Raw genomic sequence first — 24,049 nt, forward strand, 5'->3', positions numbered from 1 at the left:
CAGAATGCGATATCCGCTATATTCGTTATCACGAATCGCGATAGGAGCGCCCATGCTCGATCCGGTCATGCTGCGCAGTTTCCTGGCGGTGGAGCAGTACCGCAGTTTCAGCCAGGCCGCCCGGCAGCTCGGGCTGCGCCAGCCGACGGTCTCCGGGCACGTCAAGAAGCTCGAATCCGCGCTGGGCCGGGAGCTCTTCACCCGCGATACGCATGCGGTCACGCTCACCACCGAGGGTGCGGCCCTGATTCGCCTGGCGCGCACCATCGTCGACGCCCAGGACGAGGCCATGCGGCTGTTCGGCGGTGAGCCGATCACCGGCCGGATCCGCTTCGGCGTCTCGGAAGACCTTGTCTCCCAGGCTCTTCCCGCGATCCTATTGGAATTCCGGCGGGCCTATCCACAGGTGGATCTGGAGCTGTTCATCGGACTCAGCGATGAGATACACGCCGATCTGCGCGCCGATCGCATCGATCTGGCCTTCGTGAAGCGCCGCCCGGGCCAGCGCCACGGGCAGCTGATCTTCGAGGACCGGTTCATCTGGGCCGGGCCGGACGGGGCGGTCCCCGATCTCACCCGGCCCATCCCGGTGGTGGCCTACCCGCCGCCCGGACTGTCCGGCGAATCCGCGCTGGCGGCGCTGAAACACGCCGGTCTGGAATACCGGATCACCTGTACCACCAAGGGGCAGTTGGGACTTCGCGCCGCGGTGCTCGCCGGACTCGGCTTCGTGGTGCACAGCGAGGCACTGCTGCCGCCGGATCTGTACCCGGTCGCGGGCCTGCCGGTACCCCGTCCCGAACGCATCGAATTCGTGCTGATCTCCGCCTCCCGCCGCGCGCAGTCCGCACCCGAACGGGCATTGACCCGGGCCATCGTGGAGAACACCAACCGGCTCAAACACGGCGATCGCGCACGACCCGGCTGGTGACCGATTACTTTCCGGAGCGGGCCCCGTCTGTACTGCTGACACCAACTTCGGCAAGGAGCTCACAATGCGGAAAATCACTGCGGGACTGTTCATTTCGCTCGACGGCGTGATCGGCGACCCCCAGGACTGGCACTTCCCCTACTTCAACGACGAGATGGGCGCGGCCGTCGGCTCCCAGCTCGCCACCGCCGACACCCTGCTGCTCGGGCGCGCCACCTACGAGGGTTTCGCCGCCGCGTGGCCGGACCGCGAGAACAGTGACGGTGAGGACGCCGGTATGGCGAAAGCGCTCGGCGACGCGCGCAAGATCGTCGTCTCGCATCAGGATCTGGACCTGCCTTGGCGCAATTCCGAACTGCTGAAGGGCGATCTGATCGAGGCGGTCACCGCGCTCAAGCAGGAGCCGGGCGAGACCGATATCGCCATGAGCGGTTCCCCGTCCATCGTGCGCCAACTGCTGGCCGCGGGCGTGCTCGACGAACTGCACCTGCTGGTCCATCCGATCGCGCTGCGGAGCGGTCTGCGCCTGTTCGACGAGGGCGACCCCATCCCGCTGCGGCTGCTCTCGGCCACCCCGTTCAGCACCGGCGTACTGCACCTGATCTACACCTCGGACCATGAGTCCCGCACCGGCGGCTACACCGAGGCCACCCGCCATCTGCCGCAGGACTGACAGCCGAGAGGGATTGGGCCGCACCGCAATGACAGATCGGGCGGCACTGTCGCCCGGCCCGGTTAAGATCATCTTCCCCCGCGCCCGCGGGGACTCGAATACCGCGTAACAGCTGGTGGGGGAAGAAAAGTGCACGACCAGTCGGACAATTCTGTCGACGAACCCGTCCATACCGGCCCGGCCCCGACGCCGGAACCGAATCACCCGGCCGAGGTCCAATGGGCGACCGCCGGACCGGACCCGGTTGCCCACTCGCGCTGGGCACCGCCGCCGACCGGGGAGTCGCCCGCGGTGCAGGCCCCCGCGATGTGGCCCGCGCCCGCCGAGCCAGGACCGTGGGCGGGCGCGCCACCCACCGCCCCCGCCGGGTGGGGTGCCGGAACGATTCCGCCCGGCCCCATTCCGCCCGGCTCCGTTCCGCCCGGGCCGTGGCCGACCGATCATCCGGTAGAGCCGCCGCAAAGGTCCTGGACGCGAAAGCCGTTGGTATGGGCGGCGGTGGCGTTCGTGGTGGCGGTGGCCGGATCGGTGGCCGGGTATCTGGTGACCCGGCCGGATCCGGTGCAGCGCTTCGCGTTCAACGCGTGCGTATCGATCACGTCGAATCCACTGGCCGAATTCGATTGCGCGGACCCGAACGCGCTCTATCGGATCGCCGCCCGGGAGGATGTGAAGTATCCGATCGAATCGGTGTGCACGAAGTATCCCGATGTCACCAGGGCGGTCGCCGAACCGGTGGATGCGGGCGCGAAGGTGGAGACCGTGCTGTGTCTCGCGCCGACCCGAATCAATATGAACGATCCGGGCGCGGTGCAGGCCGGTGACTGCGTCGATGTGAAGGGCGCCGGCGATACGATTCTGCGGGTGCCCTGTGGCACAGGCGTTTTCGGGGCGAAAGTGCTGGCCGTCGAAATGCATCTGGCGGTGCCGGTCACCGATCAGGCGTGCAAGAACGAGACCACCGCGCGACAGGCGTACGCACAGGCGTCACTGGGCGGCCGCGCGATCGTATTGTGTGTGACCGCAACGGATCCCACCTATCTGGGCAGCGCCGTGGTCGGCGACTGCCTCGACAGGAACGTGCAGAAGATCGTGGCCTGCACCGCGCCCGAGGCGTCCAAGAAGGTGCTGAAGGTGAGCACCGGCTACCAGCAGCCGGTGCGCCCGCAATGCCCGGATATCGTTGCGGCCTCGGCATTCTCGATGACGAGCAATGACAAGACCGATCTGGTGCTGTCGATCTGCCTGGGCCCGGCCGATCAGAGCGATAGCGGATACGCCAAATTCGGCGACTGCATCGCCGTCGACGGCACCGGCACCTCGGCCCGCACCCGGCGGCTCGACTGCGGCGATCCGGCGGCCCGTTTCCAGGTGACCGACGTGCATCAGCCCAATGACGGGAATTGCCCGCCGGGTTCGCCCTACATCACCATCGATCCGGGCATCAGCCTCGGTGCGACGGTGTGCGTCACCCGGAGGTGACCTGCGCTCGGGCCGCGCCGATGCGCAGCCCGAGCGTGCCCAGCCCGGTCGGCCGCAGGAATGGCAGTTCGGGCCGGGCCACCGCGGCGACCGGCTCCGGCCGGAATCGTTGCACCAGTTGGGATTCGGTGTAGCGACGGCAGTGCAGATGCCAATTCAGGATGCCCGCCATCCAGTCCTGGAGTGCGGCGGCGCGTTGATTCAGCACTCGGCGCACCGATTCGTCGAGGTCGTATTCCTCGTACAGCGTCGGCAGTTCCCGGCTCACCACCCGCTCGAACTGTTCCAGCCGGGCCGTCATCAGATCATTGATCAGGGTGACGGCCCGATCGCGGTCGCAGTCCAGGAAATTGCGGATCACGCTGACGCCATTGTGGAAGTCGCCCTCGAACTCGGTCTCCTTCTGATAGGAGAACAGATCGTTGAGCAGGATGGCGTAATCGGCGGCGGTGTTCTCCAGATTCGACAGCGTCTGGGTTCGATACACGTGCGGCGGAACGAGATTGCCGTGCGAGAGCCGGGACAGCGCCTTGGTCAGATCGGAGCCGAAGGTGTCCCGGCGCATCTCCACGTAATCGATGGGATCGGGGATACGGTGCAGCGTCTGGTTGAGCACCTCCCATTCGCAGGCGGTGAGGAAACTCTGTACGGCCCTGCGGAATTCGGTCCGCTGCTCGGTGTCCATCGCCGCGGTGGTGCGCGCCCACAGCTCGAGCAGACCGCTTTCCAGCGGATTCGCGGGCACGGCGGTGACCGGCTGGTCGATCGGCATGAACTGCTGTAACCGGTGTCCCTGCGCCTTCGCGCCGATCACGTTCCGGGTCGGGAAGAACGCGGCCGGATAGAAATCGTCCACATAGGTGCCCCAGGTGAGCCAGGCGGTGGCCAGATCGAGTTCGTCGGCGGTGGCGTCCGGGTCCAATCCCGAAGAGCAGAGCGCGAAATCGAAATCGCGCAGATCAGCCTCGCTCCAGATATTGATCTCCAGGCCGGGCACTGGTTCGAGCATGCCCATTCCGCGCGCCCACTCCACGACGTTCTCGCGGGCGCTGTCCAGCAGCGGATTGAGCCGCAGTTCGAACGGCATGTAGATCTCGGGCAGCGGCGTGGGGCCGACCGGCTCGAACGGCTGATGCGCGAATCGCGCGAATCGCTTGAGCCCCAGGCTGCTCGGGGTGATTCGCAGCGCCGACATACCCAGACCCGCCGGAGCTAGAGCGGCGGGCAGCGCATGGGTGGCGCTCTTGCGGCTGCCCTTGTTCATATACCGGCTGGACCGCATATGCCATTCGTGCCCGCCGGACTGCCAGTCCTGTAATCCCTTGGCGTACAACGCCACATCGGCCTGCTCGGCCGGGGTGACGCCGTATTCGGCGAACAGCAGCGGTAATTCGGTGAGCGCGGTGTACTCGAACTGCTGCACCCGCGAGGTGAGCAGATCGTTCACGATCTCGGCGGCGGATTGCGTCTCCTCCCCCAGGAAACGCTCCATGACCAGGATGCAGTTGGCGTTCTCACCCTCCTGCCGCACCTCGCGCTCATAGGAGAAGATGTCATTGCGCAGGTGCACGGCATCGGCGAAGGTATCGCACAGCACCCGCAGCGGCCGGGTGGGCGCGAGCTGAGCGGGCACTTCCGCGCCCACCGCGTGTTCCACCAGATTCGCCGACCACGGCGCACCGCCGACCTTGCGCCGCATCTCGATGTATTCGATGGGATTGGCGACGCGGCCCTCGGCGATATTGTTCAGCTCCCAGCGCGATTCCTCGAGCAGCGCCTGGGTGGTGGTGGCGAAGCGTTTACGCCAGTCCAGGGACATGGCGGGCACCGTGCGCGGCCACAGATCCGCCAGGCCGCGCTCCACCGGATTGGTCGGCTCGGGCATATCGATGCCGTTGAGCGGCATGAATTCCCGCAGCCGCTCCAGGTAGTCGCGCGCACCGGTGATATCGCGGGTGCGCTTGTAGAGCTCCAGGAAGTGGTCGTCGAAGTAGAACACCCAGACGTACCAGTCGGTAATCAAATCCAGTTCCGCGCCATCACAATCCGGGTGCGTGTATGCGCACAGCAACCCGTAGTCGTGGCGCTCCAGATCCGACTCGTCCCAAATATGATGCCCCGCTTGCGGTTCGAAGAACCCCATGTCAGCAGCCCACTCACGGGTATGGGCACGGGCCTGCTCCAGATGCGGGTTCAGCCGCGCGGGATAGGGCATATAGAAATCGGGAAGTTCGAACGGCTGCACAGCAACCCCCTAGTCATCGACTAAAACGCCCCCAACAACGGTACGACCAGCGCCGCCAACTTTCACGGGAATCGGAACATGCTCAGCGGTCCGTTGCGCGTGCCTTCCGCATTTCCTGCCGGTACCCGACCAGCACCGTGCAGATCAGCGCCAGCGCCACCACCGTCTCGGCGATGAAGAACGAGCCGAAGTCGATGATGGAACCGATCGGCGGTGATCCGGGCACCGCGTTGCGCAGCGGCACCATGGCGAACAGCATGGCGGCCATCAGTGTATTGGCGGGCCAGATCAATCCGTGCCGCCCGGACAGCACATAGAACGCCGCGGTGGCCGCGGCCCACGCCAGCCCCAGCATGAGCACCATGACGAAGACCGCGAACACGATCGAGGGCGTGGACCGGCGCACCGTCAGCACCGCGCCGACGGTGTCTGCCCCGTACGCGGTATCCGGCTTCGCGGTCACGCTGAAGGCCGCGTCCAGGCTGTACAGATCCAGCACCACCGGAACATCCTGTCCGGCACTGGTTCCCGCGAACGCCATGCGCGCGTCGTACTTGTCGAACGGATAGTCGGTGATCATGCCGCCGCCACCGATGGCGACCCGCAGTTCCGAACCGGAGTTGATATCACCCGCCCGATAGGTGATCGGTTCGGAGGTCAGCCCCGAGGTGTGCAGCACGGTGTCGGCGCGGAAGCGGCCGTCCGAATCGCCGAGCGCACCGCGCGCCATCGGTGTCATCTGCATCACGAGTTCCTGTGCGGCGGCGTCGATTCGAATGATCGCCACATCCAGATCGATGCGATCCGCGTGCTCCTCCGCACCGACGACGTGCACCGCGCTGCCGTGATTCTTCTGCACCGCGTACAGCCCGAGGCTGACCGCCAGCGCGGCCACCAGGAGAGCGGCCGCGATCAGCACCGGCACCGCGCCGCGCAGCCGCCCGTTCACAGCGGACCGTTCTCCTGGGTCGCGCCGGCGGGGCTCAGGGTTACGCGCTCCATTTGGGGGCAGCGTTTGCGGGTGTCGGTTCCGGTGTAGTGGCCGTTGCCCGCGCTGGTGGCGGGGATGCCGAACAGGAGTTTGGAGTATTTGGCCTGGGCGCAGGTGGTGGCCGGGTTGTTCCAGTCGAAATACTCTGTCCAGGAGACGAAGTCGGCGCCGGAGAGTTTGGCGTCGGTTTCGGTGTCGATGGTGCCGAGCACGGTGGTGGTGTTGGCGGTGGAGTTGACCACGGTGAAGGTCCAGCCGTGACTGCCCGCCTTGCTCACGGTGAGCAGGTACTGATCACCCGGGTGGGGGCGCTCGTTCCAGCGGCAGGACATGCCGACGCCCTCACCGCCGAATTCGGTGCAGTAGGTGTTGTCCGAACCGGGTTTCGCCGATTTGGCGTTCCACAGCGAGCCCAGGAACATGCCGCCGCCGGTGTCATGGGTTTGGAAGCCTAGGTATCCGCCGGTGTGCGCGGCGTCGTTCAGGCTGAACTGATTCGACCAGTAGGCGTTGTAGTTGCCGGGATCGGCCACCAGGATCATCGGCATGCTGAACGAGGTCGGATCCGCGGGCGGCACCCAGTACGAGTAGGTGCCCGGGGTGGCTCCGGTATCCCGGTCCGCGGTCGGATCATCGGCGGCGGAAGTGGCGCAGGCGGATCCGGTCAGGAGAAGGGCGATGAAAGCCAGGCACAGGCCCGCGCCCGGTCGAGCTGAATGCTTCATCGAATTCCCCTCGCGAAGAGATCGGAACACGGCAACCAGCGGAAAAACCTGTGTTCCGAACTCTACAAGGGGAAGGGTCAGCCGCGGTGGTGCGGACGCGGACGATTCGCCCAGCGCGGATTGGATTCGTCGCGGCGATAGGCCGTCACCTGCCCGGCGATCGAGAAGTGCACGCGCACGGCCGCACCGAGCACCTCGCCATCGGCCGCGACGGACTCCGGCTCATTGAGATGCACGGTCAACTCCGGCACCTGGCGTTCGCCGTACACCTTGCTGCGGCCGATCGCGGCCAGCGACAACGCCAGCACCGCACGCGAACGAGAGAACCGGACATCGGCGCGCACCCAGCGCACATCGAGCAGTCCGGCGTCCAGCCGCGAGCGGAAGGCCGGGACCGCGCCGTGCGGATGGTAGGGACCATTGCCGATGAAGACGAACCAGACATCGTGCCAGCGATCCTCGAAACGAATCCGGATGGGCTCCGCGCGGCGCAGCATGATGATGAGCGCGACCGCGAAGGCGGGCCACTTACCCCAGCGCCCCTGCCATTTCTCGCGCAGCCGCACCAGATCCGGATACGCGCCCAGGCTCGCGGTATTGATCAGATGGTGGGTGCGCGAACCGGTGGCGGTCTCGAGTTCCACGCTCGCGATATCGACCGCGACGGCCTCGCCCGCACCGGTGGAATCCACCACCTCGAGCAGATCGTAGACGCCGAGATCGCGGGCGAAGTGATTGAGCGTGCCGGCGGGGATGACCGCCAGCGGCAGATCGTGCCGCAGCGCGACCGTGGCGGCCGCGGCGATGGTGCCGTCACCACCGGCCGCCCCGACCCCGCGGACCTCACCGGTGTACTCCGCGAGCAGCGTCTCCAGATGCTCCACGACATCGCGCCCCGGCTCGGTGCGGTAGACGGTCGCGGCGGGCAGGGCGGCGACCACATCGTCGTACGGGTCGTAACCGGCCGCGCCGGAAACCGGATTCACCAGCAGTACAAGACCTTTGCCGTCGACCAGGGCCGGAGCCTCACGCACCAGCCGCGCCTGCGCCTCATCCGAGACGCGCACCGGCCACCAGCGCCGGGTCGCCAGCGCGACACCCGAACCCACTGCCGCGCCGACGAATACATCCGAGGGCCAGTGCACACCGGTGTGCACCCGCGAATACGCGACCGAGGCCGCCAGCGGGGCGACCACCAGCGCGGCACGCGGACTCTCCAGCGCGACCGCCGTCGCGAAGGCCGCCGCCGACGCGCTGTGCCCGGACGGGAAGGACGAGGAGGTCGGGAAGCGCAGCAGCCGCCGAGCCGCGGGCAATGCCTCCGCGGCCGGGCGACGACGCGCGAACAGCGATTTGAGCACCACATTGACCGTGAAACTCGCGCCCGCGACCGAGATGACCCCGCGCAGCGCCGCCCGCCGGGTCGAGCCCTGCCGCGCGGCCAGCAGCACCGCGATACCCGCCCAGAGCACACCGCGGTCCGCGGTCTGGGTCAGGCGCAGCATGCCGCGATCGACCGCCGTCACCGGAATCCGCCCCACCGCGCCGTTCACGGCCCGGTCGAAATTGCCTACCTGTCGAAACTTTCGCCCAAACCAAGCACTCACCCCATCGAACCTACCGGGTGGCAGGATGCGGCGAAGTGCTTGTGCCACGGGCGCACTCATCGATCACGGTAGTAGCGGTCGAGGAAGCGGCGCAGTATCTCCGCGGGTACGGGCACCGATTCGCGATGGCCGAGGGCGGTCAGCAGATCGGCCTCCTCGGGATCGAAATAGCCTGCGTTGCGATAGATCTCGATGCGCAGCGCGAGCCCGTCACCGTCGAGTTCGGGATGGAACTGGGTGGCGTACACGTGCTCGCCGACCCGCACCATCTGCACCGGGCAGCCCGCGGAATCGGCCAGCAGCACCGCGCCCGGCGGAGTCTCCTGACAGGCTTCCTTATGGCCGACGAAGGCCCGGAAGGAATGCGGCAGGCCCGCGAGCAGGCTGTCCCGCTCGGCTTCGGCGGTGAGCTCGATGGTGGTCGCCCCGGCGGTTTCGCCGTAGCGTTCATCGCTTACCCGTCCACCGAGCACATCGGCCAGAATACTCAGTCCGTAGCACGCGCCCAGGTAGGGAAAGTCCCGCGCCACGATCTCGGAGAGCAGTTTGCGCAGCTTGGGCTCGAATTTCCGTTGATAGTCGTACTTGCGCGCGTCGGGATTGCTGACATTGCTGGGACCGCCGCCGACGATGACCGCGCAGTAGTCGTCCAGCGCCAGATCCGGGAATTCGCGATCCATCTGCACCCGCACCAGATCGCCGGGCGACAGCTCGCCCATGCGCAGGATGGCGGCGTATTCGTCATCCGCAGCGGCGGTTTCCGGACGCAACTGCAGCAGTACGCAGGGCTTGGGCATGGATTCGATTATGGAATACCGAGCGCCCGGAAAACTGGGAAGTCCATTTAGCGATGATTACCCGGTCCGAGTTCCGGATCGCGCCCGCGCGGACCGGGTTTGCTGACAGGATGTGACCATGAAAATGAAACAGGTTGCAGTCGTCTCGGCAGCGGCGGCAGCGGCGCTCACCTTCGGCTCGGGAAGCGCCGGGGCGGCAACGGATCCGGCGCTCAGCCCCAACGCCGCCATGGCCAAGGCATACATCGACGCACTGGTCTCACATGACGCGAGCGCGGTGCGCTTCACCCCGGACGCGACCCGCGTGGAGGCGGGACTGAAGACCGGGACCTCCGGACCGCAGCTGTCCAATGACCTCGAACACGGTGTGCAGTATCAGGTGATCCAGGGGGTGCGCGATATCAAGTTCTCCGAAGCCGGTGATGTGGTCACCGCGCGCTATCTGCTCGATTCCGGGGTCGCCGGAATCCGGCTCATGACGGTGGACATCGTGGAGACCTTCGCCATGACCGAGGGCGCGATCCACACCATCGTCGCCACCATCACCCCCATCTAGCGCTCCCGCTCAGACCCCGAATATGGCCAGGTGCAGCAGACCGCCGAGCACACCCAGCGCGGCGCCGTGCACGAACAGCAGCCACTCGTCCTGACGAGTCGCCGAACGCAGCAGGTCCACGAAATCGCGGCGATCCAGGGCCCGCATCTGGGTCGCCACGAAATCGCGAATGCGCGCGGTCTGCGAGGACAGGAACGACGGATCGTCGAACGCGGTGTGCGCCAATTGCAGGATCTCCGGGGTGGCATCGGATTTGAGGCGGTCATAACCGGTGCGGCCCAAGGAGAATCGCAGCGCGGGCTTGGCCTGCCCCACCGCCTGATCGATGGACGCGCTCAGAATCGAGTCGAGCATGGCGGTGGTGCGGTCCGCGCGCGGACCGGCCAGCAATTCCCGCGCCAGATTCTGCGGCGTCATCACCTCGCCCGCGATGATCTCCGCATAGCCGTCGGCGATCTCATTGCGGCGCTTGAGCATCAGGCCCTGCCGCCACGGCACCCACCACTTCGGATGCAGCGGTTCGTAGATCATGGTGATGCCGACCCAGTTCACGATGTAGCCGATCACCACGCCGCCCAGCGGCAGCACCCACCAGTACGGGAAGAAATGCAGGATGGCGACCAGCACGAAACCCATGGGGAAGCCGAAGTAGAAGCCGAAATTCTGCATGAAGCGCAGTTCCGATGCGGCGATCTCGCGGAATATGCGATTGATCAGGCGCGGATTGGCGGTGAGATGCCGGATGGTCATCCACTTGGGGTCGATCAATTCCTCGATATGGTCGCCGATGCCATCGGTAATGGCGCGGGCGCTCGCCGGTAATTGTTCGGCGACCCGGCGGAACACCAGTTCACGCGCGGATTCGGGCAGGTTGAACCACAATTGCGGATTCCGCCGCTCCAGAATGCGCGCGACCATGGTCGGAACCTGCGGCCGGGTGAGCGTGACCAGTTGTTCGGCAATACTGTCCGGATCCAGCTCACGATAGAAGTCGGACATGCCGCCGAGTTTGGAGAGCCCTTTGTCGACGGCGATGCTGGCCATTTTCTCCGCGCGCGAGGGCACGATGCCCTGCCATCCGACCTGACCGTCGGCGGACAGCAGCGGCAGCACTTGAATACGGCGCGGCAGATAGGGGAACACCCAGCGCAGGCCGGGTAAGCGGAAACCGTGGAAGCGGATCGGCTCGAACAGCATCAGGATGCCGGTCCAGTTGGTGACATAGCCGATGACCCCGGTGAACAATGGAATGGAGATCAGATCGAGCCACACCCTCCCGAGAGTACGGCCTGGACGCCGTGCGTACGGGCGGTTTTCACCGCATCGGGCGCGGCCGGCGGGCGGGACCCGGCGGCTTGACTGGGAGGTTGCTGACAGCGTCGGCGTGCCTCGGGACAGGTCCGCGCGGCCCGCCCGTGGGCGGCGTCCGGGCTCCGCCCGCGGTAGGAGGCGGGACCTCGCACCGCCGGATATCGTGGCCGCATGGCTGAATTCGGCAGTGCCGCCGCATCCCTACCACCCGAGATCGACGGGGTACGGCGTTCATTCGTCACCGCGCGCGGCGTGAAATTCCACGTCACCGAGGCCGGACCGGCGGAGGGCCGAGCGGTACTGCTGCTGCACGGCTGGCCCCAGCATCATTACGCGTACCGCGAGCTGCTCGCGAATCCGCCTGCGGGACTGCGCATCATCGTTCCCGATCTGCCCGGGTACGGCTGGTCCGGACCCGCACCGCATCGCTGGGCCAAGGATGATGTGGCCTCGGATCTGTTCGCGCTGCTCGACGAAATGGGCATCGAGCGCGTCCTGCTGGGTGGCCACGACTGGGGCGCTTTCATCGGCTACCGGATGATCCTGAGCAACCCGGACCGCTTCTCCGGCTACCTGGCGATGAATATGGCGCACCCCTGGGTGCCCACATCCGTTGTGGCACGCAATATCTGGCGCTTCCTGGCCTACCAGCCGCTGATCGCCGTCGCGGGCAAGCCGATCCAGCAGCGCACCGGCTTCCTGAATCGGCTCATCACCGCCGCCATCAGCGACCGCTCATCGGTCAGCCGCGAGGATATCCGCATCTTCTCCGACCGCTTCCGGGATCCGGTCTGCGCCAAGGCCGCCACCGACACCTACCGCACCTTCTGGCTGAAGGAGATTCCGCAGGCCGCCCGAAATCCGGAGCGCCGCCGCGGCACCATCCCCATTCGTGCGCTCTTCGGCGTGGACGACGTAGCCGTGCATCACTCGATGGCCGATCCGGCCACCGCCAAGGCCGATGACTACACGTTCGAAGCCGTCACCGGCTGCGGCCATTTCGTCATCGACGAACGCCCGGAACTGGTTCGCGCCCGCCTGATCGAATTGGCCGACAGCACCAAATAGCTTTCGGCTCAGTGCTCTTTCGCCGGTACCGGTCCGCTGCCGGTATGTCCGGCGAGCAGGCGACTGAAGGGGGTCACCGCGCCGAGCGAGTTGCCGGAATGGCGCTTACGGGGCTCGGGCTCCTGTAGGAAGCCGCCGACGGCGGCGGGTTCGGCTACCACCAGGGTCGCGAATTCGGTTGCGGCGCGGTGGATTCGATCGGCCAGCCTGGTCGATCCGAAATCCTCCGTCGCGGCGAAGACGCCGGTCGGGACGATCACCGCGCGCAGGTAGGTGAACAGCGGCCGCATGGCGTAGTCCAGGACCAGCGAGTGCCGCGGGGTGCCCGCGGTGGCCGCGATCAGGACGGGCATGGCGTTGAGCGCGTCCGGATCGAGGATGTCGAAGAACATCTTGAACAGGCCGCTGTAGCTCGCCGCGAAGACGGGGGTCACCGCGATCAGGCCGTCCGCCTGGGAGATTCGTTCGCGGGCGGCCGCCACGGCGGGGGTGGGGATACCGCCGGTGGCCATGGTGGCGGCCAGTTCGGTGGCGAGTTCACGCAGTTCGATCACGTCGAGTTCGACGCTCTCGCCGCGCCCGCCGACCGCCGCCGAGACGGCGGCGGCGAGCTGATCGGCGAGCAGGCGGGTCGAGGAGGGCTGGGACAGTCCGGCGGTGAGTACCACGACCTTGCGGCTCATCTGTTGTGCCTCAATTCGATTTGGCCGCGGTGCGGTCACGGGCAGGTTCGACCAGGTGGTGCGGGGCGTCGGGACCGGCGGCGACCAGACTGGTGTGGGTGGGCGGATCGCTGGGCACATGCTCGGGGCGGCGCAGCTCGAACTCCTTGCGCAGCACCGGAACCACCTCGCGGCCCAGGATCTCGATCTGCTCGAGCACCACGTCCAGGGGCAGACCGGCATGGTCCATCAGGAACAGCTGGCGCTGGTAATCGCCCGCGTAATCGGCGAAGCCGAGGGTGCGTTCGATGACCTGCTCCGGGGTGCCGACGGTCAGCGGGGTCAGCTCGGTGAAATCCTCCAGCGACGGTCCGTGCCCGTAGACGGGCGCGTTGTCGAAGTAGGGGCGGAACCGCTTCTTGGCCTCGGCCTCGGTCTCGGCCATGAACACCTGACCGCCGAGTCCCACGATGGCCTGATCCGCGCTGCCGTGTCCGTAGTGCTCGAAGCGCTGCCGGTACAGGCGCACGATCTGCTCGGTGTGCTCCTTGTTCCAGAAGATGTTGTTGTGGAAGAACCCGTCACCGTAATACGCGGCCTGTTCGGCGATCTCGGGCGAGCGGATCGAACCGTGCCACACGAACGGCGGGGTGCCGTCCAGCGGGGCCGGGGTCGAGGTGAAACCCTGTAGCGGCCCGCGGAATCGGCCTTCCCAGTCGATGCGCTGTTCGCGCCACAGCCGCCGCAGCAGGTGGTAGTTCTCCACCGCCAGCGGAATGCCGTCGCGAATGTCCTTGCCGAACCACGGGTATACGGGTCCGGTGTTGCCGCGTCCCATCATCAGGTCGACACGCCCGCCCGCGAGGTGCTGCAGCATGGCGAAATCCTCCGCGATCTTGACCGGGTCATTGGTCGTGATCAGCGTGGTCGCGGTCGACAGGATCAGGCGCTCGGTGCGGGCGGCGAGATAGCCCAGCATGGTGGTCGGTGAGGACGGCACGAACGGCGGATTGTGGTGCTCACCGGTGGCGAAGACGTCGAGTCCGACCTCTTCGGCCTTCTCGCCGATGGCGACCATCGCCTGAATCCGCTCCGCCTCGGTCGGGGTGCGGCCGTTGGTGGGGTCGGTGGTGACGTCCCCGACGGTGAAGATTCCGAACTGCACGAGTCCTCCTCGGATCGAAAGCCACTTTGTGGATATGGCAACCAAATGAACCGGCGGGTCTCACAGGTTATTCCGCTACCCTGATCGATCGTGCGGAGGACCCGATGAGCAGCACGAACAAGGACGGCACTGCCGTACCCGAGGCTACCGAACCGATCGGCGGTCCGGTCGATTCCGATATCGACGTGCACTCCCCCGCCCAGCGCCGCGAACTCACCGACCATCCGGCGACCGTACTCATGGTGATCGCGGTCGGCGGCGCGCTCGGCGCGCTGAGCCGCTACGGCCTCGCGCGGATCTGGCCGACCCCCGCGGGCGGGTTCCCCTGGGCCACCTTCGCCACCAATGTGCTCGGCTGTTTCCTGATCGGCGTGCTCATGGTGACCATCACCGAGATCCGCCCGGTACATCCGCTCACCCGGCCGTTCCTGGGCGTCGGCATTCTCGGCGGCTTCACCACCTTCTCCACCTATGCCAATGAGACGCGCGGGCTGCTGCAACCGGGCACGGTCCCGCTCGCCTTCGCGTATCTGGCCGGGACACTGGTGTGCGCATTGCTCGCCACCCTCGCCGCGATCGCACTCACCCGCACCCTGCACGGCGCACTGCGCGAGAAAGAGGCCGCGCGATGACCGCCCTGCTCGTCGTACTCGGCGCGATGATCGGCGCACCGCTGCGCTATCTGACCGATCGCACGATTCAGTCCAAGCATGACAGCGTCTTCCCGTGGGGCACCTTCACGGTGAACCTGATCGGTTGCGCGGTGCTGGGCGGCCTGACCGGAGCCGCGGTCTCGAGTCCGGTGTACGCGTTGGCGGGCACCGGGTTCTGCGGTGCGCTCACCACCTACAGCACGTTCAGCTACGAAACCGTGCGACTGACCGAACAGCGGGCATACCTGTACGCCGCGATGAATATCGTCGTGAGCGTCATCGCGGGATTGGGCGCAACTCTGTTGAGCTACACCGCATTTCAAGCCGCATTGTGAGCCATTCCCAGTACTGGTGATACGCGGCTGTCTGGGTCGATAGTGTTGCGCCCCAAGGGATTTGATCGGCGGCACTTTAGATTATGAACCTCCCACAGGCAATGGCCGGGTGAATTGTTTTATGCCACAACGCGAACGGGTGGCGAGTTAATCCCGGCCATGTAACCTACTGGTCAGTAGCCTTGTTCGGCTACCGCCCCGGCATGGGGCAAGCCGGGAACTATCGAGGGAAAAATCTTGGATCAGTCGGGTACACCGGTCATTCGCCGGGCTACCTCGCAGGACATCGAGGACATTGCGCGGATCATCTCCAGGGCCTTCGCGACCGATGATCCGATCGAGGAATACGTCTTCCCCGATGCGGCGGACCGGCATCGCAGATCACCGCGCATGCTGCGCATCATGATCAGGTACCGCTTCCTGCCCGCCGGGGGCGCGGCCGTGTCCACGGTCGACGGCAAAGTGGTGGGCGCACTGCTGTGGTACCCGGCCGGATACCGGAAATCACTGTGGCGGGAAGCGATTTCGGGGCCGCTGCTGCTGGCCGCCATGGGCGCGGGGACCGCCCGGGGCGTACACGTGGACAATGCCATCGCCGAGGTCAGGCCGGTCGAGGGACACCACTTCATGGTGTACCTGGGCGCGGATCCGACGGTGCAGCGCGCGGGCGTGGGCCGCTCGCTGGTCAATTGGCTGGACGCGCTCGCCGATGAGCGCAACGAGACCGTCGGCGGTATCTGCAAGGACGGCAATATGCCGTACTACGCCACTTTCGGCTATGGGTTGATTCGCCGGGTCCGGATCGGGAGTACCGGACCCGAGATGAATTTCGTTCTGCGACAGCCGGTTCCGGTGCCGTAGCGAGTTCCGCAGCCTTCTCGGGGGGGATCAAGAGTTCGAGCTGATTTGCCGAGGAGTCGTAGTGTCTGACATTGCCATTGTCGGAATCGGGTGCCGATACGCGGGTGGTATCGATTCACCGGAATCCTTCTGGGACTTCATCATCAACAAACGCGACGGGGTCGCGGAAATACCGCCCGAGCGCTGGGACTACCGCCGCTATTACGATCCGGACCGGCGCACGCCGGGCCGCATGTACACCAAACGCGCCGCGTTCATGACCGGCGATCCCTGGGCCTTCGATCCGGATTTCTTCGGCATCTCACCGCGCGAGGCGGCCGCCATGGATCCGCAGCAGCGCCTGGTGCTCGAGGTCGCATGGGAGGCGCTCGACGACGCGGGCATCGCCGGGCATATCTCCGGCGCCCCGATCGGGGTCTACATCGGCGCGTTCACCCTGGATCAGCTGGCCATCTCCGGTACCAGCACCGCGCTGCCGTACGTCGATATGCACACCGCCGCGGGCGCGTCGTACACCATGCTGTCGAACCGAATCGCGTTCGCGCTCAATATGGTCGGCCCCGCGCTCACCGTGGACACCGCGTGTTCGTCCTCGCTGGTCGCCCTGCATCTGGCCTGTCAGGCGCTGGCGAACGACGACTGCGCGGTCGCCATCGCGGGCGGCGTCACCATGCTGTTGCAGCCCGAGGCGTTCGTGTCCATGTGCAAGGGCGGCTTCCTGGCTGCCGACGGGCGCAGCAAGCCCTTCGACGCCGCCGCCGACGGCTACGGGCGCGGTGAGGGCTCCGGCATGGTGGTGCTCAAGAAGCTGGCGGACGCCGAACGCGATGGCGATCGGGTGTACGCGGTCATCAAGGCCACCGGCTCCAATCAGGACGGTCGCACCTCGGCCATCACGGTGCCGAACGCGGATCTGCAAGAGGCGCTGGCCAAATCGGTATCGCGGCGCGCGGGCATCGCACCGCACGAGGTCACCTACGTGGAGGCGCATGGCACCGGGACCCCGGTCGGCGATCCGCTCGAATTGCGTGCCATCGGACGGGCTTACGGTCAGGTCGAGGGCCGCACCGCACCGGTCGGCGTCGGCTCGGTCAAGGGCCAGCTCGGGCATACCGAGGCCGCGTCGGGCATTGCCAGCATCATCAAATCGGCGCTGGCCATCTCCAAGCGCACCATCGCACCGCAGGGCTGGCTGGAGACCCCCAATCCGGATATCCCCTTCGATGAGCTGGGTATCAAACTCCAGTTGGAGGCGGAGCCGGTCGGGCCGGAGGTCGAGCGAATGACCGTGGCCGTCAACGGCTTCGGCTACGGCGGCACCAATGCCCATGCCATTCTCCAGGAATACCGGCAGACCAGCGGAATCGACCGCGAACCACGGCATTACGGCGTGCTGCCGGTGTCCGCGCGCACCGATCAGGCGGCGCGGGAACTGGCGCGCGGCTATGCCGAACTCATCGCCGACGGCGCGGATCCGGGCCTGCTGGCCGAGGCGGCCTGGACCCGCCGCCAGCATCACCAGTTCCGCACCGGCCTGACCTTCGGCGATGACGCCGAATTGGTCACGGCCCTGGTGGAATACGCCAATGGCGGCGGTCGTGCCGCCACCAAGGTGGTGCCGCGCAAGGTCACCGATCCGGTGTTCGTCTTCACCGGTATGGGACCGCAGTGGTGGGCCATGGGCCGCGAACTGCTCACCGCGGGCGGCACTTTCGCCGCCGAGGCGCAGCGCATCGACACGGTGTTCCAGGAGATCTCCGGCTGGTCCATCATCGAGGAACTGCTGCGCCCGGAGGAGGAATCCCGGGTCACCGGCACCGCCATCGCGCAGCCCGCCAATTTCCTGGTGCAGGTCGCACTGTTCGCCCTGCTCGATGAGCTGGGCATCCATCCGGCCGCGGTGGTCGGGCACAGCGTCGGCGAGGTGTCGGCGGCGTACGTCACCGGCATGCTCTCGCTGCGTGACGCCCTGCGGGTCAGCTACCACCGCGCCCGATTGCAGGCCACCACCGCCGGTTCGGACGGCATGCTGGCGATCGGGCTGCCGCTCGCGGCCGCAATGGAATTGATCGACGGTGATGATCTGGTCGATATCGCCGCGGTGAACAGCCCGAGCGCGGTCACCCTGGCCGGGGCCGAGACGCGGTTGGACGAGATCGCCGAAAGCCTCACCGCGGAGGGTGTTTTCGCGCGCCGCCTGCAGGTCGAGGTGCCGTACCACAGCTATCTCATGGAGCCGATCCTCGGCGAATTGCGTACGGCGCTCGCCGATCTCACGCTCTCCGATCCGAAGATCCCGCTGCTGTCCACCGTCACCGGCCGCGAGGTCATCGCCGGTGACTGGGATGCCGAATACTGGTGCGCCAATGTGCGGCAGCCGGTGCGATTCGCCGATGCCGTGAGCGCGTTCGTGGACGCCGGGCATCGGGTATTCCTGGAGGTCGGCCCGCATCCGGTGCTGGGCGCGAATATTCGCGAAATCCTGATCGGCGCGGGCGAGACCGGCACCTCGGTGGCGACGCTCAATCGCAAACAGGCCGATGCCGAGAGCATCCGGCAGACCATCGCCGGACTGTACGGCGCGGGCGTGCTGGAGCTGGAACCGCTCTTCGGTGATCTGATCACCCCGCATATCGATCTGCCGCGCTATCCGTGGCAGCGCACCCACCTGCGGCATGAGCTGCCGGTGTTCACCCAGCTCCAGCACGGGACGCCCGGGGTGTACGCCATGCTCGGCGACGCCGATCTGGACAATGCCTCGACCTCGTGGCGGCTTCAGCTCAGCGTCGGCGCGATGCCGTGGCTGGACGACCATGTGGTCGGCGGCGCTCGAATCCTGCCCGGCGCGGCCTATCTGGACGCCGCGCTGAGTGCGGCCGCACTGCGCACCGAGACCCGCCGGGTGGCGGTCGAGGAGGTGCGCTTCATCGCACCGCTGATCATCGATGACGGGGCCGCGCCGACCGTCGAACTGCACGTGGAGGATTCGACCCGGCGTTTCACCATTCGCTCCCGCGCGACCGTGGACGCGCTGTGGACGGTGCATGCGACCGGTCGCCTGGTGGAGGGCGTCTTCGAATCCAGCAAGGTGGACCTGCCCGCTATCGATGAGATGCACGCCATCGATCCGGCCGCGTTCTACGCCGGACTGGCCGCGCGCGGACTGCAATACGGTCCGGCCTTCCAGCGCGCCACCTCGGTGCGCGTCTCCGGGTCCACGGTGCTGGCCACCCTGGACGGCACCGTGCCCGAAGCGCTCAATGGCGCGGGCGCGGCGGCCCCCGGACATCTGGCACACCCGTGCGTGGTGGATGCCGCGCTCCAGAGCGTCGCGGCGCTGCTGGCGGGCGTCGGCGGTCCCGAGGACGGGGCCATGGTGCCCATCGGGGTCGCCGAAGTCCGTGCCTTCGATGCCATTCCGGACCGGGTCACGGTGGTCGCGCGCCTGGACACCAGCGCCGATCCGATCGCCGATATCGATCTGCTCGATGCCGAACAGCGGGTGGTATTGCAGCTCATCGGTATGCGCTTCGGCTCCATCGCGCCGGGACGCGGTGCGCTGCAACGCATGACGGACTTCTTCTACGAGGACCGCTGGGAGCTGCGCGATCCGATCGATCGAAGTGCGCTGCCGGACAGTGCGAATACCGCCGCGCTGGTACTCGAACTGGGCGTGCACGCGGGCTCCCGGGCCGCCGATATCGCGGCGGCGGTTGGCACGGAGCGACTGGTCACACTCGGCGATCCGCAGCGGGAGGATCTGGAAGCCGTTGTCGCCGAACAACTCCTGACGGCCACGGCCGAGGACATCGAGCGATTGCACGTCATCGTGGTGGCCGGGGCCGAGTACGAGGACCTCGACAATCTGTGGACCCTGCGCCGCCTCGCCCTCACCCTGGACGAGTTCTTCGACGGCTGGCTGGAACGGCGCGGCGTCGAAACCCCGATGATCGGTGACGGCTCGCTGCACGTGAGCGTGGTGACCGAACGCGCCTTCGCACATCCGGAGGAGGAGGCGACGCCGAATCCGGCGCATGCCGCCCTCGCCGGTGCGCGACGGGTACTGCTGAACGAACAGCCGCGGTTGCGCTGGCGACTGGTCGATATCGAATCCGGCACCGCCGCAGCCGATATCGCCGCGGAGCTGGCCATCACCGGTGCGTTCAGCTACGACAACGCCGATGAGATCTTCCTGCGCAATGGCCTGCGCTGGATTCCGGTGGTGGACGCATCCCTGCCCGATCGCATCGAAGCCATGGATCAGGCGGTGCCGCTGACCGATCCGGAAGCCAACTTCACCCTGGAGCTCCCGAAGTCGAAGCTGCTGTCCCGGCTGGGCTGGCGGCGCTGCGACCGCCGCGAACCCGGTCCCGGTGAGGTGGAGGTCCGCATGCGGGCCGTCGGCCTCGGCTACAAGGATCCGCTCAAGGTGCTCGGCGTCCTGGACGAGGAGGAACTGGCCGGAACCTACTTCGGCGCGGTCCCCGGTATGGAGGGCGATGCGATCGTCGTCCGAATCGGTTCGGACATCACCGATCTCGCGGTCGGCGATAAGGTCATGCTCTCCTCCAAGGGCATGATCAGCCGCTTCCACACCACCGACCGCACCCTGGTCAGCCCGGTATCCCCCGATGCCGAACCCGGCTACTGCACCAGTGAGGTCGCCTTCGCCACCGCCGAGCATTCGCTGCTGGAACTGGCGCGGGTGCGCACCGGTGACGTGGTGCTGGTGCACGGTGCGGCGGGCGGCGTGGGCACGGCGGCGGTGCAGATCGCGAAACTGCACGGCGCCACCGTGATCGGCACCGCGAGCACCGGTGACCGGCGCGCCTACGCGCTGGGTCAGGGTGCGGATCACGTCCTGGATTCGCGTTCGCTGAATTTCGCCGATGACGTGCTCGCGCTCACCGACGGCCGCGGCGCGGACGTGGTGATCAGCACCGCGCCCGGGGAGATCCTGCGCCGGAACTTCAAGGCGGTGGCCGAATTCGGGCGCATCGTGGAGATCGGCAAGGCCGATATCTACGGCGGCGGCGTGCTCGACCTGAAGTACTTCGACAAGAACATCTCCTACCACTCCTTCGATCTCGATCGCATGCTGGCGCTGCGCCGGACGCAGACCATCGAGCTGATGGAGCGGGTGGAGGCCGCGCTGGCGTCCGGCCGGTACCGGCGACTGCCGTTCGAGCTGTACGAGACCGACGATGTGGCAAAGGCTTTCGAGGAGGTGGCGCGCTCCACGCAGCTGGGCCGCATCGCCGTGGGCATGGAGGCCGTCGCACCGCTGGTGCGGCCGCAGATTCCACGCCTGGCCATCGATCCGGCGGCGCGGTACCTGATCACCGGCGGCTTCGGCGCGTTCGGCCTGGCGGTCGGTCGGTGGCTGGTGCGTTCGGGCGCACGGCATCTCACCCTGCTCGGCCGCAATGGCGCGACCACCGCGGCCAGCCGCGATCAGCTGGCCGCATGGGAGCATGAGGGCGTCGAGGTGATCACCGAACGCGTCGACGTCACCGATGTCGAGGGCATGGCCGCGGTCATCGCCCGGGCGAATACGGCGGAAATGCCGCTGCGCGGTGTCGTCCACACCGCGGGAGTCGTTGACGACAAGCGCATTTCGGTGATGGACCGGGACAGCCTGGCCGCGGTGTACCGGCCCAAGATCGAAGGCGTGCGCGCACTGCGCTACGGCCTCGATCTCGCGAACGCCGAACTGGATCTGTTCGTGCTGTTCTCCTCCGGCAGTTCGATCTTCGCCGGAATCGGCCAATACTCGTACACCGCCGCGAATCTCGCCCTGCAATCGGTCGCCGATGTGGTGGTCCGCGAGGGCGGTACGGCGCTGGCCGTCGGCTGGGGCCATATGTCCGGCGGCGGTATGGCCGACGACGAGAGCGTGGCGCGCTATCTGCGCACCACCGGCTTCGACGATATCGATATGGACGAGGGCACCGAATTCCTGGAGAAGGCACTGGAACTCGGCATCCACCATCAGGTGGCGATCATTCCGGTGGACTGGGGCAAGGTGGCCTCGACCGTCCCGTTCTTCAGCATGGTCGGGCGCGTACAGGAGCAGATCGCGGCGGCGGCCGAAGATGATTCCGCCGCATCACATCTGGTGGCCGCCCTGCGTGCCCTGGACGCGCAGAAGCGCGGGGATGTGGTGGCGCATATGCTCGCCGAGCAGCTCGCGGTGGTCATGGGCGTGGACCCGGATTCCATCGATCTCACCGTCCCCGTCCCGGATCTCGGCCTGGATTCGCTCATGGCGGTGGAATTCGGTGCGCTGGTGGGCAAATCGCTCGGCATCGATCTCACCGCGCTCAAGATGGGCCGCACCTTCACCCTGGAACAGGCGGGTGCTCGCGCCGCCGAATTCCTCATCGGCAGCACCGATTCGACAGATCCAACCAGCCTCACCGATGCGGCTCCGACACCCACGGAGGTGACAGCATGACCGAATCCGCACGGGATATCGCCCGGAAACTATTGGCGGGCACCGGTAACGGCGGCGGTGTGGCGACCGCACCGCGCTCGAACGGCGGTGCCATCCGACCCGCTGCCGCTCGCCCGGCCACCGCGAGCCCCGCGGCGGCCGGTGCGGCGGCCGCCCGGCCGGTGCGCGGTCCGGGCCGCCAGTTCGCGGATCATCCGGAGGTCGCGGCGACGGTGGCCAAACAGGCCGCCATCGCCGCCATCACGGCACAGTCCGGGCTGGTCAATCCACTGTTCCTACCGCGAAACAGCCCGAATGACACGGTGATTCGGGCCAATGACACCGATCTGGTGAACTTCAGCGCCTACAACTACCTGGGCCTGTCGAACCATCCGCACGTGATCGAGGCCGCCAAGGACGCCCTCGATCACTACGGGGCGTCCGCCTCGGCCAGTCGCATTGTCTCCGGGGAGATTCCGCTCTACGGCGAACTCGAGCGGCGGCTGGCCGATATCTACGATGCGGGCGATGCCATGGTGACCACCAGCGGCTACCTCACCAACGCGGGCGTGATCGGCTTCCTGCTCGGCGAGGGCGATGTCGCCATCTGCGATGCGCTCATCCACGGCAGCGTGGTGTCGGGGACGCAGTGGGCGGGCTGCCGCCGCGTCAATTTCCGGCATAACGATCCCGAATCGCTGCGCGCAGTGTTGCGCATGTCGCGCAGCGGTTTCGATCGCGCGCTGGTGGTGCTGGAGGGTCACTACAGCATGGACGGCACCGTCGGCCGGGTGGCCGAACTCGCCGCCATCGCACGGGAATTCGACTGCGCGGTCATGGTCGACGAGGCGCATTCGTTCGGCGTCTTCGGCGAACGCGGGCACGGTATTCGCGAGCACTACGGTATGGCGGGCGCGGAGGTCGACATCTGGATGGGCACGCTGTCCAAGGCCCTGGGCAGCTGCGGCGGTTTCATCGCCGCGGACGCCGATCTGATCGGGGCGATGAAGGCCAGCGCACCCGGGGTGGCCATGCTGACCGGCGGTCCGGCACCGTCGACCATCGCGGCCGCCATGGCCGGACTCGAGGTGCTCGAGGCCGAACCCGAGCGGGTATCACGGCTGTGGCAGAACTCCGAGATCTTCCATGCCGCGCTGCGCGAGCGTGGTCTGAACCTCGGCGAATCACAGGGCACCCCGATCTGCCCGGTCATCGTGCCCGGCGAGATGCGGGCCGGATTCGTCTCGGCCACGCTGCTCCAGCGCGGGGTGTACGCCGGGGCCATCTCCGCCCCGGCGGTGCCGGTCGGCAAGGAGCGGCTGCGCTTCTTCATTACCTCCGAACACACTGCGCAGCAGCTTATTTCGACCGCGGACCTACTGGCCGAGACCATTGCCTTGGCTGCGGGGCTGCCCGAAACGGCGGCCGTCTGAGTGGTCCGTGTCTCTCGGATCACACCCCATTTCCAGTGACGAGAAGGTGGTGCTAGGTTAACCGGAGGATATCACTCCGGTTAACTTCCCGGAGGGCGGTCAGCCGAGCGAGGAGGAG

General features: G+C 66.9%; 18 protein-coding genes. 10 read left to right on the forward strand and 8 right to left on the reverse strand.

What is annotated here, in order from left to right:
• The first annotated feature begins 52 nt into the window (after window positions 1-52).
• From ACFC4D_RS36360 to ACFC4D_RS36370, 3 genes are all read left to right on the forward strand, one after another.
• On the forward strand, window positions 53-931 hold the full coding sequence (locus ACFC4D_RS36360; RefSeq protein ID WP_376070185.1) for a LysR family transcriptional regulator: 879 nt from the start codon (window positions 53-55) through the stop codon (window positions 929-931).
• A 64-nt stretch (window positions 932-995) separates the two neighbouring features.
• Window positions 996-1,604: a dihydrofolate reductase family protein gene (locus ACFC4D_RS36365; protein WP_375955569.1), complete on the forward strand. Its 609-nt coding sequence runs from the start codon at window positions 996-998 to the stop codon at window positions 1,602-1,604.
• Between the two features lie 129 nt (window positions 1,605-1,733).
• Window positions 1,734-3,086, forward strand: a complete 1,353-nt coding sequence (locus ACFC4D_RS36370; protein ID WP_376070188.1) for a hypothetical protein — start codon at window positions 1,734-1,736, stop codon at window positions 3,084-3,086.
• On the opposite strand, the gene ACFC4D_RS36375 is transcribed toward ACFC4D_RS36370, so the two are convergent.
• From ACFC4D_RS36375 to ACFC4D_RS36395, 5 genes are all read right to left on the reverse strand, one after another.
• Complete coding sequence (locus tag ACFC4D_RS36375) at window positions 3,073-5,331, reverse strand: germacradienol/geosmin synthase (protein WP_376070191.1); 2,259 nt, start codon at window positions 5,329-5,331, stop codon at window positions 3,073-3,075. The two genes, ACFC4D_RS36370 and ACFC4D_RS36375, sit on opposite strands and share 14 nt — an antisense overlap.
• An 82-nt stretch (window positions 5,332-5,413) precedes the next feature.
• Window positions 5,414-6,280: a DUF4436 family protein gene (locus ACFC4D_RS36380; protein ID WP_375955573.1), complete on the reverse strand. Its 867-nt coding sequence runs from the start codon at window positions 6,278-6,280 to the stop codon at window positions 5,414-5,416.
• Window positions 6,277-7,047 (reverse strand): DUF3472 domain-containing protein, encoded by a 771-nt coding sequence (locus ACFC4D_RS36385; RefSeq protein WP_376070193.1) that lies wholly within the window; start codon window positions 7,045-7,047, stop codon window positions 6,277-6,279. Before ACFC4D_RS36385 ends, ACFC4D_RS36380 begins: the two co-directional genes overlap by 4 nt.
• A gap of 77 nt (window positions 7,048-7,124) precedes the next feature.
• On the reverse strand, window positions 7,125-8,654 hold the full coding sequence (locus ACFC4D_RS36390) for a bifunctional phosphatase PAP2/diacylglycerol kinase family protein (RefSeq protein WP_376070196.1): 1,530 nt from the start codon (window positions 8,652-8,654) through the stop codon (window positions 7,125-7,127).
• A gap of 56 nt (window positions 8,655-8,710) precedes the next feature.
• A complete protein-coding gene (locus ACFC4D_RS36395; RefSeq protein ID WP_375955578.1) occupies window positions 8,711-9,451 on the reverse strand; it encodes a glutamine amidotransferase in 741 nt (246 codons plus the stop codon).
• Between the two features lie 124 nt (window positions 9,452-9,575).
• Here ACFC4D_RS36395 and ACFC4D_RS36400 point away from each other — a divergent pair, with 124 nt between their 5' ends.
• A complete protein-coding gene (locus ACFC4D_RS36400; RefSeq protein WP_376070198.1) occupies window positions 9,576-10,007 on the forward strand; it encodes a hypothetical protein in 432 nt (143 codons plus the stop codon).
• A gap of 9 nt (window positions 10,008-10,016) precedes the next feature.
• Here ACFC4D_RS36400 and ACFC4D_RS36405 read toward each other — a convergent pair whose 3' ends face one another.
• Window positions 10,017-11,279 carry a hypothetical protein gene (locus ACFC4D_RS36405; protein WP_375955581.1) on the reverse strand — a complete coding sequence of 421 codons (1,263 nt, stop codon included), beginning with the start codon at window positions 11,277-11,279 and terminating at the stop codon, window positions 10,017-10,019.
• Between the two features lie 210 nt (window positions 11,280-11,489).
• On the opposite strand from ACFC4D_RS36405, the gene ACFC4D_RS36410 reads away from it, so the two are divergent.
• Window positions 11,490-12,386 carry an alpha/beta fold hydrolase gene (locus ACFC4D_RS36410; RefSeq protein ID WP_376070200.1) on the forward strand — a complete coding sequence of 299 codons (897 nt, stop codon included), beginning with the start codon at window positions 11,490-11,492 and terminating at the stop codon, window positions 12,384-12,386.
• Window positions 12,387-12,394: 8 nt separating this feature from the next.
• Here ACFC4D_RS36410 and ACFC4D_RS36415 read toward each other — a convergent pair whose 3' ends face one another.
• Window positions 12,395-13,069, reverse strand: a complete 675-nt coding sequence (locus tag ACFC4D_RS36415) for an FMN reductase (RefSeq protein WP_376070203.1) — start codon at window positions 13,067-13,069, stop codon at window positions 12,395-12,397.
• Window positions 13,070-13,079: 10 nt separating this feature from the next.
• The gene (locus tag ACFC4D_RS36420; RefSeq protein WP_376070206.1) at window positions 13,080-14,213 is read right to left on the reverse strand and encodes an LLM class flavin-dependent oxidoreductase; all 1,134 of its coding nucleotides are present in this window, start codon (window positions 14,211-14,213) and stop codon (window positions 13,080-13,082) included.
• A 104-nt stretch (window positions 14,214-14,317) separates the two neighbouring features.
• Between ACFC4D_RS36420 and crcB (ACFC4D_RS36425) the strand changes: the two genes are divergently transcribed.
• From crcB (ACFC4D_RS36425) to ACFC4D_RS36445, 5 genes are all read left to right on the forward strand, one after another.
• On the forward strand, window positions 14,318-14,845 hold the full coding sequence (gene crcB / locus ACFC4D_RS36425) for a fluoride efflux transporter CrcB (protein WP_376070209.1): 528 nt from the start codon (window positions 14,318-14,320) through the stop codon (window positions 14,843-14,845).
• Window positions 14,842-15,201 (forward strand): fluoride efflux transporter CrcB, encoded by a 360-nt coding sequence (gene crcB, locus ACFC4D_RS36430; RefSeq protein ID WP_375955590.1) that lies wholly within the window; start codon window positions 14,842-14,844, stop codon window positions 15,199-15,201. Before crcB (ACFC4D_RS36425) ends, crcB (ACFC4D_RS36430) begins: the two co-directional genes overlap by 4 nt.
• Before the next feature lie 237 nt (window positions 15,202-15,438).
• On the forward strand, window positions 15,439-16,062 hold the full coding sequence (locus ACFC4D_RS36435; protein ID WP_375955592.1) for a GNAT family N-acetyltransferase: 624 nt from the start codon (window positions 15,439-15,441) through the stop codon (window positions 16,060-16,062).
• Between the two features lie 61 nt (window positions 16,063-16,123).
• Entirely contained in the window at window positions 16,124-22,519 is a 6,396-nt protein-coding gene (locus ACFC4D_RS36440) for an SDR family NAD(P)-dependent oxidoreductase (protein WP_376070212.1), read from the forward strand.
• Window positions 22,516-23,931, forward strand: a complete 1,416-nt coding sequence (locus tag ACFC4D_RS36445) for an aminotransferase class I/II-fold pyridoxal phosphate-dependent enzyme (protein WP_376070215.1) — start codon at window positions 22,516-22,518, stop codon at window positions 23,929-23,931. Before ACFC4D_RS36440 ends, ACFC4D_RS36445 begins: the two co-directional genes overlap by 4 nt.
• Window positions 23,932-24,049: the final 118 nt, after the last annotated feature.

It is taken from the genome of Nocardia sp. NPDC056000, assembly GCF_042269265.1.
GTDB lineage: Bacteria > Actinomycetota > Actinomycetes > Mycobacteriales > Mycobacteriaceae > Nocardia.

Bases quoted from the DNA above. Each gene is read 5' to 3' on its own strand.
- ACFC4D_RS36360 (WP_376070185.1), top strand. From the start codon at position 53: ATGCTCGATCCGGTCATGCTGCGCAGTTTCCTGGCGGTGGAGCAGTAC.
- ACFC4D_RS36365 (WP_375955569.1), top strand. From the start codon at position 996: ATGCGGAAAATCACTGCGGGACTGTTCATTTCGCTCGACGGCGTGATC.
- ACFC4D_RS36385 (WP_376070193.1), bottom strand. From the start codon at position 7,047: ATGAAGCATTCAGCTCGACCGGGCGCGGGCCTGTGCCTGGCTTTCATC.
- ACFC4D_RS36395 (WP_375955578.1), bottom strand. From the start codon at position 9,451: ATGCCCAAGCCCTGCGTACTGCTGCAGTTGCGTCCGGAAACCGCCGCT.
- ACFC4D_RS36400 (WP_376070198.1), top strand. From the start codon at position 9,576: ATGAAACAGGTTGCAGTCGTCTCGGCAGCGGCGGCAGCGGCGCTCACC.
- ACFC4D_RS36410 (WP_376070200.1), top strand. From the start codon at position 11,490: ATGGCTGAATTCGGCAGTGCCGCCGCATCCCTACCACCCGAGATCGAC.
- ACFC4D_RS36415 (WP_376070203.1), bottom strand. From the start codon at position 13,069: ATGAGCCGCAAGGTCGTGGTACTCACCGCCGGACTGTCCCAGCCCTCC.
- crcB (WP_376070209.1), top strand. From the start codon at position 14,318: ATGAGCAGCACGAACAAGGACGGCACTGCCGTACCCGAGGCTACCGAA.
- crcB (WP_375955590.1), top strand. From the start codon at position 14,842: ATGACCGCCCTGCTCGTCGTACTCGGCGCGATGATCGGCGCACCGCTG.
- ACFC4D_RS36445 (WP_376070215.1), top strand. From the start codon at position 22,516: ATGACCGAATCCGCACGGGATATCGCCCGGAAACTATTGGCGGGCACC.